General features: G+C 48.6%; 13 protein-coding genes. All 13 read right to left on the reverse strand.

The window, feature by feature from the left end:
- Positions 1 to 150: 150 nt before the first annotated feature.
- The 13 genes from AC2CG4_RS18380 to ccoO all read right to left on the reverse strand — a co-directional run bounded on the left by AC2CG4_RS18380 (position 151) and on the right by ccoO (position 15,030).
- Positions 151 to 1,971, reverse strand: coding sequence for a glycosyl hydrolase family 18 protein (locus AC2CG4_RS18380; protein ID WP_484487656.1), 1,821 nt, complete (start codon positions 1,969 to 1,971; stop codon positions 151 to 153).
- 661 nt (positions 1,972 to 2,632) lie between these two features.
- A complete protein-coding gene (gene djlA, locus AC2CG4_RS18385) occupies positions 2,633 to 3,430 on the reverse strand; it encodes a co-chaperone DjlA (protein ID WP_484487657.1) in 798 nt (265 codons plus the stop codon).
- 60 nt (positions 3,431 to 3,490) lie between these two features.
- Complete coding sequence (locus AC2CG4_RS18390) at positions 3,491 to 5,110, reverse strand: protein adenylyltransferase SelO (protein WP_484487658.1); 1,620 nt, start codon at positions 5,108 to 5,110, stop codon at positions 3,491 to 3,493.
- 83 nt (positions 5,111 to 5,193) lie between these two features.
- The gene (gene gloA / locus AC2CG4_RS18395) at positions 5,194 to 5,577 is read right to left on the reverse strand and encodes a lactoylglutathione lyase (protein WP_484487659.1); all 384 of its coding nucleotides are present in this window, start codon (positions 5,575 to 5,577) and stop codon (positions 5,194 to 5,196) included.
- A gap of 124 nt (positions 5,578 to 5,701) precedes the next feature.
- Positions 5,702 to 7,423, reverse strand: coding sequence for a BamA/TamA family outer membrane protein (locus AC2CG4_RS18400; protein ID WP_484487660.1), 1,722 nt, complete (start codon positions 7,421 to 7,423; stop codon positions 5,702 to 5,704).
- A gap of 158 nt (positions 7,424 to 7,581) precedes the next feature.
- Positions 7,582 to 8,508 (reverse strand): sulfite exporter TauE/SafE family protein, encoded by a 927-nt coding sequence (locus AC2CG4_RS18405; RefSeq protein ID WP_484487661.1) that lies wholly within the window; start codon positions 8,506 to 8,508, stop codon positions 7,582 to 7,584.
- Positions 8,505 to 8,717, reverse strand: coding sequence for a cbb3-type cytochrome oxidase assembly protein CcoS (gene ccoS / locus AC2CG4_RS18410; RefSeq protein ID WP_484487662.1), 213 nt, complete (start codon positions 8,715 to 8,717; stop codon positions 8,505 to 8,507). Before ccoS ends, AC2CG4_RS18405 begins: the two co-directional genes overlap by 4 nt.
- Before the next feature lie 21 nt (positions 8,718 to 8,738).
- Positions 8,739 to 11,171 (reverse strand): heavy metal translocating P-type ATPase, encoded by a 2,433-nt coding sequence (locus AC2CG4_RS18415; RefSeq protein WP_484487663.1) that lies wholly within the window; start codon positions 11,169 to 11,171, stop codon positions 8,739 to 8,741.
- A gap of 11 nt (positions 11,172 to 11,182) precedes the next feature.
- Positions 11,183 to 11,767, reverse strand: coding sequence for a FixH family protein (locus AC2CG4_RS18420; RefSeq protein WP_484487664.1), 585 nt, complete (start codon positions 11,765 to 11,767; stop codon positions 11,183 to 11,185).
- A gap of 34 nt (positions 11,768 to 11,801) precedes the next feature.
- Positions 11,802 to 13,211, reverse strand: a complete 1,410-nt coding sequence (gene ccoG, locus AC2CG4_RS18425) for a cytochrome c oxidase accessory protein CcoG (protein WP_484487665.1) — start codon at positions 13,209 to 13,211, stop codon at positions 11,802 to 11,804.
- A gap of 98 nt (positions 13,212 to 13,309) precedes the next feature.
- Positions 13,310 to 14,227, reverse strand: coding sequence for a cytochrome-c oxidase, cbb3-type subunit III (gene ccoP / locus AC2CG4_RS18430; RefSeq protein WP_484487666.1), 918 nt, complete (start codon positions 14,225 to 14,227; stop codon positions 13,310 to 13,312).
- Positions 14,228 to 14,251: 24 nt separating this feature from the next.
- Positions 14,252 to 14,419, reverse strand: a complete 168-nt coding sequence (locus AC2CG4_RS18435) for a CcoQ/FixQ family Cbb3-type cytochrome c oxidase assembly chaperone (RefSeq protein WP_062066141.1) — start codon at positions 14,417 to 14,419, stop codon at positions 14,252 to 14,254.
- On the reverse strand, positions 14,419 to 15,030 hold the full coding sequence (gene ccoO / locus AC2CG4_RS18440; RefSeq protein WP_484487667.1) for a cytochrome-c oxidase, cbb3-type subunit II: 612 nt from the start codon (positions 15,028 to 15,030) through the stop codon (positions 14,419 to 14,421). The genes AC2CG4_RS18435 and ccoO overlap by 1 nt, the downstream gene beginning before the upstream one ends.
- Positions 15,031 to 15,035 lie beyond the last annotated feature (5 nt).

A 15,035-nucleotide genomic window follows, 5' to 3' on the forward strand; every position in this document is an offset into this window, starting at 1 on the left:
TTACCACGCTTTATTAAAAAAACCGGCTGTGATTTTACCGCCGGTTTTTTTATGCCTGTTTTATTTTATCCGTACTATTTTTGAACTCTCTAAACGCAAAAAATCCGGCAATCTGAGACTGCCGGATTATTGTTAATCGCCTGAGGGTAATTAACGCATAGCGTTGCCGATTACACGAATCAATTCACCATCGTTGGTATCGCCGCTTAACTCCCAGAAGAAAGTACCAGCTAAACCTTGTTGATGAACATAATCCATTTTACCCACCAGTGTTTGTGGTGTGTCGTAGCTCCACCAATTGCCACCGCAGAACGCGTAAGCTGTGCCGCCTACAGTTCCAGTCGCTGGGCATGTTGATTTCAATACTTTGTAATCATCAATACCCGCTTCATAAGTACCTGCTGCTGCACCGGTTGCTGATCCGCCAGGTGCCGCTTGAGTAACGCCAGTCCAACCGCGACCGTAGAAGCCAACACCCAAGAGGATTTTGCTCGCCGGAATACCTTTAGACTTCATCAATTGAATCGCGTTGTCCGAGTTATAACCCGCCTTAGGAATACCGGCGTAATCGTACAAAGCAGAGTGCGGAGATGTTGGGCCAGTTTTATCCCACGCACCAAAGAAGTCATAGGTCATCGGCATATAGAAATCGACATACTGAGCGGCGCCGGCGTAATCTGCTGCGTTAATTTTTGCAGCGCCTGCACCAATCGCAGAAGTAAGCAATGCATTACTACCAAAACGTGCACGCAGTGCTTGCATCAGATTTTTATAACCTGAGAAACCGCTGGTGGTATCGCATTTCAAACCACATTCGTTCGGGTATTCCCAATCGATATCGATACCATCAAATACATCGGCCCAACGAGGATCCTCTACTAATGCATAACAAGAGTCGGCAAACGCAGTTGGATTTTGTGCTGCTTGCGGGAAGCCGTCTGACCAAGTCCAGCCGCCAAATGACCAAATCACTTTGAGGTTAGGGTTCATCGCTTTCAACTTGCGCAATTGGTTGAAGTTACCGCGCAATGGTTGATCCCAGGTATCCGCTACACCATCGACACTGCCCGCTGCATCATAGGCTTTATCGTAGGCTGCGTAAGAATCCCCAATGGTGCATTTACCATTTTGCACATTACCAAACGAATAAAGAATGTGAGTCAGTTGCGCCGCTGAACCACTGGTCGCAATATTTTTCACATGATAGTTGCGGCCATAAATACCCCACTCAGCAAAATAGCCTACGACTTTTTTGCCACCAGCAGATGGTACTGAACTAGTGCTTGAGCTAACCGAGCTAGCTGCAGATGACTTGGAACTAGAGCTAGGCACAACTGAGCTTGGAGTAGAGCTAGAGCTAGGCGCTACAGAACTAGGAGTAGAGCTGGCAACAACGGAAGAAACAACAGAGGATGACGCAGTTCCACAAGCACCTTTGTTTACCCAAACACCATCAGGACCTGAGTTGGTAACCGGGTCATTGCCCTGAGTCCACCATTTTGCTTGATAGAGAGCACCATTGCGGCTCGCTTGATTGCCACCGGTATAAACTGCCGTGCTATTCCAGGCAGCTACACCGCCGCATCCAGCAACAGACCCAACGGAAGAAGCAGTGATAGAGGAAGCAACTGCCGAGCTTTGTACAGAACTTTTACTTGAAGATGCCACTGAAGCAACGCTGGATGCAGCACTGCTGGTGGTAGCACCGTCACATGCACCCAAACTGCTCCAAGCGTTTGCCCAAGCCCAACCTACACCAGGCTCATAAGGGCCGCCTACCGAGCACCAACCACCAACGGTACATGAATAGGCGCTACCTACATTTTGCACTACTGCGCCGTTGGCATAGGTGCCTTGTTTATACGCAGCCACATTGCTGCAATTGTAGGCCTGTGCTTGAACACTGGCCAATGCTGCGACTGATAACAGCCCCAGACTTGTTAACAGAGTAAATGGTTTGAAGGATCTCATTGGTTTTCCTCGGTATATTTTTTTGTTTTCATCACATTCTTGTTGCGCATTAGGGCAACACAGAATCTCCCGGACTTGCACATTCAGGTCTTGCAACCCGTTCAACACCCCTATTCCATTTGTTATTTTTCGTCCGTCAGACAAGCGTCCTGCCTAACCTTTCTCCGTCTTCTTTCGGGCAAAAGAAACCTGCAGGCAATAGTCAGCCCTGAGTTATCACCCAATAAAAATTCATGATTTGAAATTGAAAAAACAACCGCGCGCACCTTGATAAACACAAGGTGGAGTCAATGTCCTGATAAAGAAAAGTCCATGAAAACCATGATTATTTCCAGCGAGGGAAATTAGTCTTCACTATCGCTCCTTGGCTTACCACACTGTTTTTATTATTGTGAAAATGTGTAAACGCAACAGACATGATGAAATTACACCCAACTGGACAACGTTGTCAACGATTTACCTTAAAAATGTTTTAAGCGTCACAATAATTCACACATGCCCTAGAAATACTGCAGCCGAGAAATGTAAATGGCGCAAACGCGCTTTATACTTATTTGTCGTAATAGAGGGGATTTTGAGGCGATTCGAAACAGAAACAGCTATAAGAAAAACACCAGAAAAAGATTCCTCAGGGAATAAAACGCCTCACTGAGGAAAAGTATTAACGAGATTTTTTTATCAAATCATAAGCGGCTTGAATTTCCTGAGCGCGCTCGGTAGCAGCTTTAATCATATCTTCCGGCATACCCTGCCCGATGAGTTTATCAGGGTGATATTCACTCATTAATTTGCGATAAGCTTTTTTCAGCTCAGCATCACTGACAGTTTTTTCTACGCCCAAAGCCTCATAAGCTAAAGCTAACTCATCGGCGCGCGGCGCCTGTTGTTGCCCAGCCCGATGATGCCCCTGCTCTTGCCTGAAACTATTTTGTGCGTTGAGCATACGCAACAACTGCTCAAAGGCAAAACGGGAAAAGCCCAAGCGCTCGGCAACCAAGCGCAGCACCTGCGCCTCTTGATTATCCAACACACCATCAGCCATCGCCAAATTAACGAGATTAACCAATAACATGTTAATCAAGTTAGGGCTGGCACCGCAGTGTTGTTTAAAGTCATTCATCACCGCATCAAGTTCAAACTCATCCGTGGTACCTACTTTAAATAAGCGTATGGCTTCACGTCGATGCTCCGGGGTTAACCCCATTTTACTCATTAACGACTCGGTCAGTTGAATTTCGGTTTCGCTGACACGTCCATCAGCTTTTGCCAAATGCCCTAACAATAAAAACACGGTGGTGAAAAAATTCACCTGCACCGCATGCAATTGTTCCTGCGACATTTTAGGGGCTGCATGTTTTTTGCGATCGATTAAAAAATGCCCCAGCAGCGCGCCCACAATTGCGCCGAAAGGACCGCCAGCAAAAATACCTGCGATAAAACCCAAAATTTTTCCGATCATATTTTTCTCTAACTAAATTTTAAATATGGAATTCAGGAGACGACGACAGAATGAGATTTGTTAGGAGCTGCAAGACAACATTGAACAGCCCGCCTTATGCCGCGCCCATTCAGGGCGCTTGGCAAAATAGGCTTCATACTCAGGCTGTTCGTCATAGGGGTTGCGCAATATTTGCAACAACTTTTCTACTTCAGAGTTATCACCTTCGGTGGCTTTATCAATCGCTTGCTGCGCAAGATAGTTACGCAACACATATTTTGGATTAACCGCATTCATGCGCGCGCGCCGCTGCGTATCATCATTCCCAGTCAATATATAATCTTGTTGCAACCGCTGCGCGTAACTGCGCAACCAAGTTGCCATAGCCCTTTCCGCGCTGGCATCTGGTGCGGAATAATAAGCCGTACGCACAATATCAACCCACTGCTGCTCCGTATATTGATCAATGTCATCGAGTGACAAGCGCGCAAGCATACGATAAAAAATCGTCATGTCGATTTCTGCTGTTTGCAGCGTTTGCAACAAGTTATCGGTGAGCGCTTGATCTTGCGTTGGATCAAATTGGCTTAAACCTAATTTATTGGCCATATCGCGCTGTGCACAGCGTTCATATTCCGCACGATATTTTTCCAGCGCCTGCTGCAATGGTTCAACGCTATTGATTAATGGATAGAGTGCATTGGCGAGCTGTGCCAAATTCCACAGCGCAATGCGTGGCTGATTGATATAGCGATAGCGACGCCCTTGGGCGTCAGTTGTATTTGGTGTCCAATCCGGCTCGTAGCCTTCCAGCCAACCATAGGGACCATAGTCAATCGTTAAACCAAGGATCGACATATTGTCGGTATTCATCACCCCGTGCACAAAACCAACGCGCATCCAATGCGCCATTAACTGCGCGGTGCTAATACAAATTTCCGTAAACCATTGCAGGTAGGTATCGGTGGTAATTTCATCTGTTGCACCTTCTAACAGATGTGAAAAATCGGTGCGGATAGTGAAATCGGCTAATTGTTTCAGTAAATCAATATCACCGCGTACGGACAAAATTTCAAAATTGCCAAAGCGGGTAAAACTGGGGGCGACGCGGCAGACTACGGCACCGGCTTCCAGTTGCGCATTGCCGTCGTAAAACATATCGCGCCGCACCCACTCACCGGTGCTAATCAAACTCAATGCACGAGTAGTGGGAACACCTAAATGAAACATAGCTTCACTGCACAAAAATTCGCGCACCGAAGAGCGCAGCACTGCCAAGCCATCGGCCGTGCGTGAATAAGGTGTGGGGCCGGCACCTTTTAATTGCAGTGTCCAGTGTTCGCCATGTTGATTGCGTACCTCGCCCAAATTAATAGCACGACCATCACCCAACTGCCCCGCCCAATTACCAAATTGATGTCCACCATAACAGCAGGCATGAGGCTCCATGCCAGCAACTAATTGGTTGCCGCCAAATACTTGCGCAAATTCGGTTTGCTGAAAGACCGATTCAGGTAAATCTAGTAAAGCAGCAACTTCTTTTGCACCGGCAACCAAACGGGGACTTTTGACTGGGGTAGGATTTACGCGCGAATAAATTGCGCCGGTCACCTGGCGGCGATAATTTTCCGTTTCAGGATCAGCGGGCAATCCACGCACCAAGCGATTATCAAATTGCAGTTGAGACAGGTGTGTGATCATAATTCAAGAGCGACAAACGCTCATCTCGGTAGGACGAAAAAAACAAACAGATTGCAAAGCCGATGATGATATTGCTGCGCGAACTATTTAACACCCAGCAATTCAATTTTGTAGCCGTCTGGATCTTCAACAAACGCCAATATGGTGGTGCCATGCAGCATGGGGCCAGGCTCACGCACAATCTTTCCACCGGCTGCACGAATTTTTTCGCAGGTGGCATAAACATCGTCACAACCCAAAGCAATATGCCCGTAGCCCTTGCCCAAATCGTATGACTCAACACCGTAATTGTACGTTAACTCAATAACGGAATTGCTGGCTTCATCCCCATAGCCCACAAATGCCAGGGTAAATTTTCCCTCGGGATAATCCTGCTGCCGCAAAAGTTTCATTCCCAGTGTCTGAGTGTAAAACTTTATAGACTTGGGTAGATTGCCAACACGCAACATGGTATGAAGAATTCGCATAGATATTTTTCCAAAAATTTAGTCGTTGTAACCATTGCCCTAACTATTACGGGAAATGTCGCCGTAGCTACGGCCAATAAAGATAAATTAACCTGGGCGAGTGCTAGGCGACTCACAACTCAAGTTAAAATTTTGATTCAGCTCCGACAGTCAATTGATACCGACTGACACCTTCGGCATTGCGCGCCGATGTTGGCATAGCGACATCGATATGCACTACATTGCCGATGCGCACTTTACTGGAGCTAAGACGCAAACCAAAACCCACGTTGCTCAAAAGTGGGCTGTAACCATATTGCTCTATCCCCCATGCCTTACCTACATCTACAAAAGCTACAGCGCCAACTCGCAACAGATTAAAAATATGAATATCGGTGAAATAACGGCGTTCTAGTGTTAGTACATAGCGCTCGTCACCGCGCTGATAATCCGTAGGGTAGCCGCGCAAGCCGGTAATATCACCTACGGTTAGCTCTTCGTACTGCGCCAGATCTTGCCCTATGTCATAGCGAAAACCGAGATACCAGCGACGCTTTTCATCTTGAAAATAATTGTAGGTAAGATTAATACCTGCGACAGTACTATCAATACCATTGATACTGGAGTGATGGCGCCCATCCAATTCAAATGTAGTTTCGAAGATATGCTGCTTGTCAAAATCAACGATATTCGAGTAATTCCCTATGTAGCGGATCACATCATCGGGGTTATCAAATTGTGTTCCAGCATAGCCCACGCGAAAACGTAAATTTTGCCCCAGCGCTATATCTTCCGGGCGCTGAATTTGATTTACGTTTTTAAATACACCGAATCGGTTCTCAAGGTACTGATATTCAATCCATGGATAGACCGCTTTACGTTGCTCAGGAATTGCTTGCAGAGTTTCATCCGACACAAAAAAATTGTCTTCTTCGTTAGAGATACCCACTAGCCAACGCTGGGTATGGGTAGATGTGACATCAGTCGCCACGCCAAAATAAATTCGGTTATGCATAGTTTGGTGGCGAAATTCATTTATTTGTTCATCCATATGGCGGATGGGTTCTTCCAACGTTACGTCTTGCGTATAGAAACCGGCGGCCCAGGGAGTTTGTAACGAATAGAAAGGGTGAGAAATATCCACAATTGTATCGCGGCCATCACTGGTATCGGCATAGTAAATTTTTGTGGCGATTTGTGAATTAAAAATATGTGGATTGCTGAAGTCGTAACTGATCAAATTGCGCTGGGTATTTTGCTCATAGCCAATAGTCAAACTATTACCAGTGCCTAAAATATTACCATCAGAAATGGCAAAGCCAGATTTCGTTCCCTCTGACTCTTTGCTCAGTGAAAGTTGTGGCTCAAGTGCCCATGCATCCTGAGTCACCACCATTATGTCGAGCTGATCTGCGCAGACAGTGACAGGAATAATATAGGCGTTAGTAAGATAGGGGCGCTTACGCAGAATACGTTCACTCTCGTGAATTTTGCTGATATCTAAAAGCTCGCCTTCATTAAATAATAATTGTGCCCGCACAACACTAGAGCGAGTATTGACATGAAGCTTATTCAAAAATAAATAGAGACTGTTGTTTTCGTTCGGATCGTTTTTATCAAACACCGATAAACTAGTGAATTGTATATTGCGAATGTGTTTGCCTTGTAAATCATCAAACAAATGAGTTTCGATACGAGTGTTTTTGGCATCGGCAATTTTAATACGCCGCCCTTCAAAGCTTTCGCAACTGGAATCAGTCTCAATGGCTGGCTCGGTTTGGGTTTCTGCCTTCACCGGCAGGGCACCCAACATCGCCGATAACAAAATCAAAGCGCAGAAGAACCCAAGACACGGGGTTTTAGTCATAGTGATATCTCAAACGCGCGCTTAAAAAGCGATGGAAAAAATGCTGGCGAATAATTGGACAAGAAAGTCTTTATTCAGTTGCAAGCTTAGCAGGCACGCACCTTAGCATGGTGAATTTCGTTCGCCTAGCACACCTCTGTTAAGAGTTTTTAACCAGCTTACTCATGTACTGCAGCCGAGGATTTTACGGCATGTTGCAGATTGGGTTCTGTCTGCTCGGGCACAGAACCTTGCTCTGCCGGCAGTTGCGGAGGAGAGGAGTCATCACTATCTGAAAGATCTGTTGCAACATGATCCATCATAGTGTGCTTCATATCTGAATGATTCATTTGCGAGTGATCCATGCCTGAGTGATCCATCGTCGAATGACCCATGCCTTCGTGCACAGATGAATGATTGTCGTGATGGTGCTGGTGGCTGCCGTGACCGCCACCCCAAATAGTCCACAGACCAAACAGCATCACCGCTAGCGCAAAGCTCCAGCGGATGCGCGGGCGCTGCAACAAACGCCCCAATTGTTGTGCAATAAAACCGGTTGCGAGCACGGCGGGCAAAGTGCCCAAACCAAAGGCGAGCATCACCAAACCGCCGCCGACAGCATGACCTTGTGCCATGGCATAAGCCAGCGCTGAATAGACCAAACCACAGGGCAACCAACCCCAGATACCGCCGAGTGTAACCGCCTTCGGCACAGTATCGACCGGCATTAAGGCTTTACCTAGCGGCTGCAAGTAGGCCCACAAATAGCGCCCACCACTTTCCAGATAGGTCAGCCCCCGCCACCAGTTGGCAAGATACAAGCCCATCGCAATCAGCAACGCACCTGCCAGCCAGCGCAACCAGACTGCACCACCCGCTTCGGTAATCTGCGCGGCGAAGAGGCCGACTATCGCCCCCATCAAGGCATAGCTAGCAATGCGCCCGAGGTTGTAACTGAGTAGGATAAACCAGCGCCGCGCCTTGGCATGAGCAGGAACTGCCATGCTCAACGCGCCCATGATCCCGCCGCACATACCCACACAATGGGCACTACTAAAAAGGCCGAGCAAAAACGCGGCAGTGAGGGCAGACCAGTCGATTATCATGGGCGGGCGTTCTTATCGTTAGAGGTATTAGCAGGCGTATTGGGGGTTGAGGCAGGATCTTGTTGTTTTTTGTCCGCATCAAACAAGATGCGATGCGCCTCGGTATCGAGGTTATCGTACTGGCCATTGTTGATTGCCCAAAACATCACTTTGATCGCCAGACCGATAAAAATCAGTGCGCAAGGGACAAGAAAATACAGACTTTCCATTAACTACTCACGGTGATGAACTTATTTGGTTAAACGCAGCGCGTTAAAAATGACGATCAGGGAGCTGGCCGTCATACCTATCGCCGCCAGCCAAGGTGGAATCATACCAGCCGCAGCAAGTGGTAAAGCGAGCAGATTGTAAGCCAGTGAGAAACGCAGATTTTGGCTGATGACGCCTTTGGTTCGCTGGGCGATTTCCAAGGCATCAGCAATTACATCGAGGCGATCATTCAGCAGCACTGAGTCAGCGCGAGTTTGCGCCAGATCCGATGCTGAAGCCATAGCGACCGACACATCGGCACCGGCCAATACGGGCACATCGTTAATGCCGTCGCCAATCATCAGCACTTTATCACCCGCTGCTTGGCGCTGGCTCAGATGCGACAATTTGTCGCCCGGTTTGGCGCCGGCAACATAGTCATCAATACCCAGTTGCTGTGCGAGTTGGGCAACGGCGCCGGATTGGTCACCACTCAACAACTCAACGGCGACCCCATGCCCTTTAAGCCGCTGAATCAAAGCCGCCGCATCGGGGCGCACTTCATCCACAAGGGCAATCCAGGCCAAGGGTTCCACTTCATTGGCCAACAATAACCAGGTATGAATAGAATCAGGCAATACAAGTGGCACGTTCGGATCAGGCAGAAGCTCGGCCGCAAACTCGGCTGTGCCTAAACAGTAAACCTGATTGGCGATCCGCCCTGCCACTCCGGCGGCAGTGATTTGTTTAATATCCTGTGCTTGATACAGACCTTGCCACGGGCGAAACGCAGCAGCTAGCGGGTGGTTCGAGCCAGCCTCAAGTGCCGCGGCTAAGCCTAATAATTGATCGCGCGATAGATCAACGGCCGCAAACGCTTGTACCTGTTGCACAACAAACTTGCCTTTGGTGAGGGTGCCGGTTTTATCAAAAATTACCCGATTAACCCCGTTGAGCGCCTCGATGACATGACCGCGCGCCACCAAAAAACCGCGTTTACGCAAGTTAGCCGTTGCCGCCGATAGCGCCGCTGGCATAGCCAAAGCCAAAGCACAGGGGCAAGTCACGACTAATACCGACAAGGTTACCCAGAGCGCCTGCTCAGGGCGATACCAAAGCCAGAAAGCGAAAACAGCACTGCATACAATTAACAACCGGGCGATAAAAAAGCGCGCCATGCGATCAGCCGCCAAAACTTGCTGTGGTTTTTCCTCTGCCGCCTGGGTTGCCAACCGCTCAATAGCCGAGAGTTGGGTTGCCGCGCCCAAAGCGGTGACTGCCACTTTGAGCGGGCTGTGATTATTCAGCGTACCGGCGATCACCATATCGCCCGGTTGCTTGCTGATGGGGCGGGACTCACCGGTCAGCAGCGCTTCTACTACCGCACTTTCCCCCGCCAAAACACGGCCATCGCAGGGGAAGGTTTCGCCTGCTTTGACTAAAATTACATCACCTAACTGTAGGGTTTTAATGGGCATAGGCTGCTCAATTTCGCAGCCATTTTCTTCACGCAAGCAGCAGGCAGTGAGCGGCATTAATTGCGCGAGATTGCCAAACGCCAAACGGTTACGATGGCGCGCACGCAGCTCCACATAACGCCCCACCAACAGGAACAGGGTAAACATGGAGACAGATTCAAAATAGACTTCACCGGTGCCCGAAACTGTCGCCCAAACACTGGCGCAATAGGCCAAACCTATCGCCAACGCGACCGGTACATCCATCACCAAATGGCGCATTTGCATGCTGCGCCAGGCAGCTTGAAAAAATGGCCAGGCGGAAAAAAAGACCACCGGCGTCGCTACCAGCATCGACAGCCAGCGCAAAAAATCCAACCAGAAGTCGGTCGCACCGGTATACATACCCACCGCCACCATCATCGCCTGCATAGTGCCAAAACCGGCGACACCGATGCGAAACAGGGCAATACGGTTTTCTTTTTTGATTAATTGCTGCTGCTGATCATCCGTCGCCGGGCGCGGCAGATAACCAATCGCCGCAAGAGATTGAAATATTTCACTGAGCGGGAATTGCGAATCCCACACAATCGCGCAGCGATGGGTGCTGAGATTGACCGTTACCGATTGGATCGCAGGATTTTTTTTGAGGTGAGTTTCGATCAACCAGCTGCAGGCAGCGCAACTAATACCCTCAAGCAGTAAATTGGCTTGTTTAAACCTATCGTCAAAAGGAACGACAAACTCGGCTTGCACTTCCGCCAAATCGTAAATATCCCAGCGCTGGGTTGCCTGCCCTGCCGTATCGGGGCGTTCATTGCTAGCGGTACGAAAGTGGTAAAAGCTTTCCAACCCGCCATCGACAATCGCCATAGCCACCGCTTGGCAGCCGGGGCAGCACATTAGCCGTGTTTGCCCTTGAATATTGACGGGGTAGTTGCAAGCGGGAGGTACAGGCAGGCCACAGTGATAACAGGCCTGCCCGGAAATACTTGCGGAGGGCGTTGGGGTCGCCATTTATTACTCAACTAGTGGACGCGCGGCGCCAATTGGGTATTTTCAGCAGCACGGAAATCTATTTCACCGCTTAAGGTCCAGGGTGCATCTTTACGCAGTGTTAAATCATTAACGGGATAAAGCGTGAGATACCAGGAGTAATCCGGCTCGACCAATAATTCGCCACGGTACTTGCCCGGAGCAATCGCAGTCAGCGCGATCAACTGATCTTTTGCCGCTTTCACTGGGTGCCCCATCAGCAACAACAACTTTTCAGGCATCAAGGTCGCCTCGGTAGGCGGATTGGCGATGGTCAGGGAGACCTCGCCACTAGTGCGATCAAAGCTTAGGTTGCCACTTAAGCCCAGCGCCTGCGCACGTTTATCCTGCTCCAGCGCCTGATTAATCATGCGCCCTTCTTTATAGTAGTTATCGATAATCACATCATCGGCACCCTTGAGCGCAATGGTCACCGTAACAGAGCACATGATGATGATGTAAATCAACGGGCTGAATACAAACCAGAACCAGAACTGGCGGTACCAGGGCTTAACACTTTCGTCATCTGTCTCGCTCATCACATCTCTCTCGGAGGCAACTTTCTGCGCAATACTCATGCAAACACCTTGGGAAAATAATTGAAAGGCAAAATTAAGGGCCAATAAAAGTGGTGGTGTTAGTCGCGGTAATTGCAGGGTTTTCACGGGCGCGAACGCGGAAATGAATCTCCGACTTTTTACTCTTTAACTCTGCCTGCTTGACTGATACCCGCACTGGAATCGTCAACACCTCACCCTCAACCGCGGGAATAGCTTTATACCCCTGAATATCAAAGTCATAGTCACCGTCTACTTCTATGTCGTAGATATGGGTGTTGCGATCCATATTGCTGATCTTCAAGGTATATACATTTTGTATATTGTCTTCTACCACGCGATACATTCGCACCCCGCGATCACGCTGAGCCTCAAGCCCCACAGGCACACGGGTGGCGATGGAGTAAACGAACAGGGAAATCATAATCGTCAGCATCAAGCCATAGCCCAGTAAGCGCGGACGAAATACTTTAGTGGTGCCGGTTTGAATGGCATCTTCAGTGGTAAAACTGATCAGCCCACGCGGATAATCCATTTTATCCATGACGCTATTACAAGCATCAACACAGAGCCCGCAATCGATACACTCCGCCTGCAATCCATCGCGAATATCGATATCCACCGGACACACCTGCACACACCAGGAACAATCGATACAATCGCCCAAGCCCTGCGCCTTGTAATCATCACCCGCTTTACGTGGGCCACGTTTTTCGCCGCGGATATTGTTGTAGGAAACAGTCAAGGTGTCGTGATCATACATGACCGCTTGAAAGCGCGCATAAGGGCAGATGTACTTACAAAACTGCTCGCGCATAAACCCGGCATTCATGTAGGTCGCCGCTACATAGAACAGCACCCAAAAGGTGGTGACTAGATCCAGATGAAAGGTGAAAAAACCGGTGATCAATTCACGGATAGGTGTGAAATAACCAACAAAGGTAAGCGAGGTCACTAGTGAAATGCCAATCCAGATTGATTGTGTAGCACCTTTACGCCACAGCTTTTCAAATCCCCAAGGCTGAGCATCCAACTTCATACGCTTGTTGCGATCACCTTCACAGAGATGTTCGGCCCAGATAAACATTTGGGTCCAGACGGTCTGCGGGCAGGTAAAACCGCACCAGACACGCCCGACTAAGACGGTTACGGTAAATAAAAGAAACGCCGCGATCACCAATAACCAGGCGAGATACATTGCATCTTGCGGCCAAAATGTCAGCCACAAGATATGGAATTTACGCTCAGGCAGGTCAAACAAAATCGCCGGCCGATCATCAATCATCAGCCACGGCATTAACAGAAAACCCAACATTAAAGGCAAACCGGTATAACGGCGCAAGCGCTGATAAAAGCCAGTGATACGACGAGTGTAGATCTTGTCGTCTGCCTCATAGAGGTTCACATAGCGGATACCGGTATCTGCAGACGATGACACTTGCTTCGACGAAGGCTTTTCACTCAAGGGAACTACCTCACTACTCCCGTTGCTATGGCAATCAACAACGTTAATGACATGCGAAAAAAAAGGCAGGCCTAAGCCTGCCTCCTTTGCAGGAAGAATTAGTTAGATTCTTCCAAAGACAAGCTGTATACGTACGCAGCCAGCAGATGTATACGATCTTCTTTCAGTAATTCTTGTTGCGCGGGCATTACGCCATTGCGGCCATCACGTATTGTTTGGCGAATCGTGGCTGGCTCGCCACCGTAAAGCCAAATTTTATCGGTCAGGTTAGGCGCACCCACTAACTGATTACCCTTACCATCAACTCCATGACAAGCCACACAGTTAGCAGTATAAAGTTTTGCACCCGCTTCAGCTTTTTCGGCATTGTGTTCACCACCCGATAGTTGCAGCACATACTCAGCAACATTAACAACACCTTCCTCACCTAAAATTGAACCCCAAGCAGGCATAGCGGCTTTACGACCATTCACGATAGTTTCATGAATTTTTTCTGGCGTACCACCGTAGAGCCAATCTTTGTCGGTCAAGTTCGGGAAGCCTGGATTACCACCGCCATCTGCACCATGACATACAGCACAGTTGTTGGAGAACAAACGGAAACCCATTTTCAGTGCATCCGGATTTCTAGCAAGCTCCTCGATTGGCATCTTGGAATAGACACCATAGGTTTCCGCATAGATTTGCTCTGCTTCTGCCTGATGGCCACGCAACTCGTTGACGGATGTCCAAGCCTTGCCGTCCTTATCCTTGATACCTTCGTAGGCACCCATACCTGGATAAATGATTAAATACCCAACAGAAAATACAAACGTCAAAATGAACATCCAAAACCACCAGCGCGGCAAAGGATTATCATATTCCTCAATACCATCATATTCGTGGCCAGTCGTTTGTGCTTCCGTGCTTGCTTCGCCCGCCACCACTTTCTTGCGGGTAGCCAAGAGAATCCATAACAACAGCACCAAATTGGTGGTTGTGAGGATAATGATCCAAAGGCTCCAAAAAGTACTCATAGTTAAATCCGCCCTAATCGATGATTACTTATGATCATCTGTGTGCTTGTCTTGAGGTTCATCGGCAAATGGCAACTTGGCATCTTCTTCAAAACGTTTCTTGAGTTTGGGAGAAAATGCCCAAAAGCAAACGCCGAAGAACGCAATAGTGACCAGTACCGTAGAGATTGCGCCGATTGTACCTACGTCCATTAGCGCTTCTCTTTGAGCAGTACGCCCAGATTTTGTAGGTAAGCTACCAGCGCGTCCATTTCAGTGACGCCTTTAACAGCTCGCTCTGCACCGGCAAAATCCTCTTCAGTATAAGGAACGCCTACTTTTGCCAAAGCACGCATTTTTGCCTCAGTGTGCTTGCCATCCAGTTTATTGTCATACAGCTGGGGGTAGGCAGGCATAATTGACTCAGGCACTACGATACGCGGATTGAATAAATGCACTTTGTGCCAATCATCGGAGTAGCGACCACCCACACGCGCCAGATCAGGGCCGGTACGCTTGGAACCCCAGAGAAATGGATGCTCGTAAACCGATTCGCCCGCCACTGAATAGTGACCATAGCGCTCAACTTCCGCGCGCAATGGACGCACCATCTGGGTATGGCAGACATGGCAACCTTCGCGGATATAAACATCGCGCCCTTCCAGTTGCACCGCATTCAACGGCTTCAAACCTTCAATGGGCGTAGTGGTTTGCTTAAGAAAGAACTGCGGAACAATTTCCACCAAACCACCAAAGCTAATGGCGATAACCATAAACACAGTCATCAAGCCGATATTCTTTTCTACTATTTCATGACCTTTCATGGCAT

Source organism: Cellvibrio sp. ATLC23 (assembly GCF_057196725.1).

Coding starts and splice junctions, on each gene's coding strand:
- AC2CG4_RS18380 (WP_484487656.1), bottom strand. CDS start 1,971: ATGAGATCCTTCAAACCATTTACTCTGTTAACAAGTCTGGGGCTGTTA.
- djlA (WP_484487657.1), bottom strand. CDS start 3,430: ATGATCGGAAAAATTTTGGGTTTTATCGCAGGTATTTTTGCTGGCGGT.
- AC2CG4_RS18390 (WP_484487658.1), bottom strand. CDS start 5,110: ATGATCACACACCTGTCTCAACTGCAATTTGATAATCGCTTGGTGCGT.
- gloA (WP_484487659.1), bottom strand. CDS start 5,577: ATGCGAATTCTTCATACCATGTTGCGTGTTGGCAATCTACCCAAGTCT.
- AC2CG4_RS18400 (WP_484487660.1), bottom strand. CDS start 7,423: ATGACTAAAACCCCGTGTCTTGGGTTCTTCTGCGCTTTGATTTTGTTA.
- AC2CG4_RS18405 (WP_484487661.1), bottom strand. CDS start 8,508: ATGATAATCGACTGGTCTGCCCTCACTGCCGCGTTTTTGCTCGGCCTT.
- ccoS (WP_484487662.1), bottom strand. CDS start 8,717: ATGGAAAGTCTGTATTTTCTTGTCCCTTGCGCACTGATTTTTATCGGT.
- AC2CG4_RS18415 (WP_484487663.1), bottom strand. CDS start 11,171: ATGGCGACCCCAACGCCCTCCGCAAGTATTTCCGGGCAGGCCTGTTAT.
- AC2CG4_RS18420 (WP_484487664.1), bottom strand. CDS start 11,767: ATGAGTATTGCGCAGAAAGTTGCCTCCGAGAGAGATGTGATGAGCGAG.
- ccoP (WP_484487666.1), bottom strand. CDS start 14,227: ATGAGTACTTTTTGGAGCCTTTGGATCATTATCCTCACAACCACCAAT.
- AC2CG4_RS18435 (WP_062066141.1), bottom strand. CDS start 14,419: ATGGACGTAGGTACAATCGGCGCAATCTCTACGGTACTGGTCACTATT.
- ccoO (WP_484487667.1), bottom strand. CDS start 15,030: ATGAAAGGTCATGAAATAGTAGAAAAGAATATCGGCTTGATGACTGTG.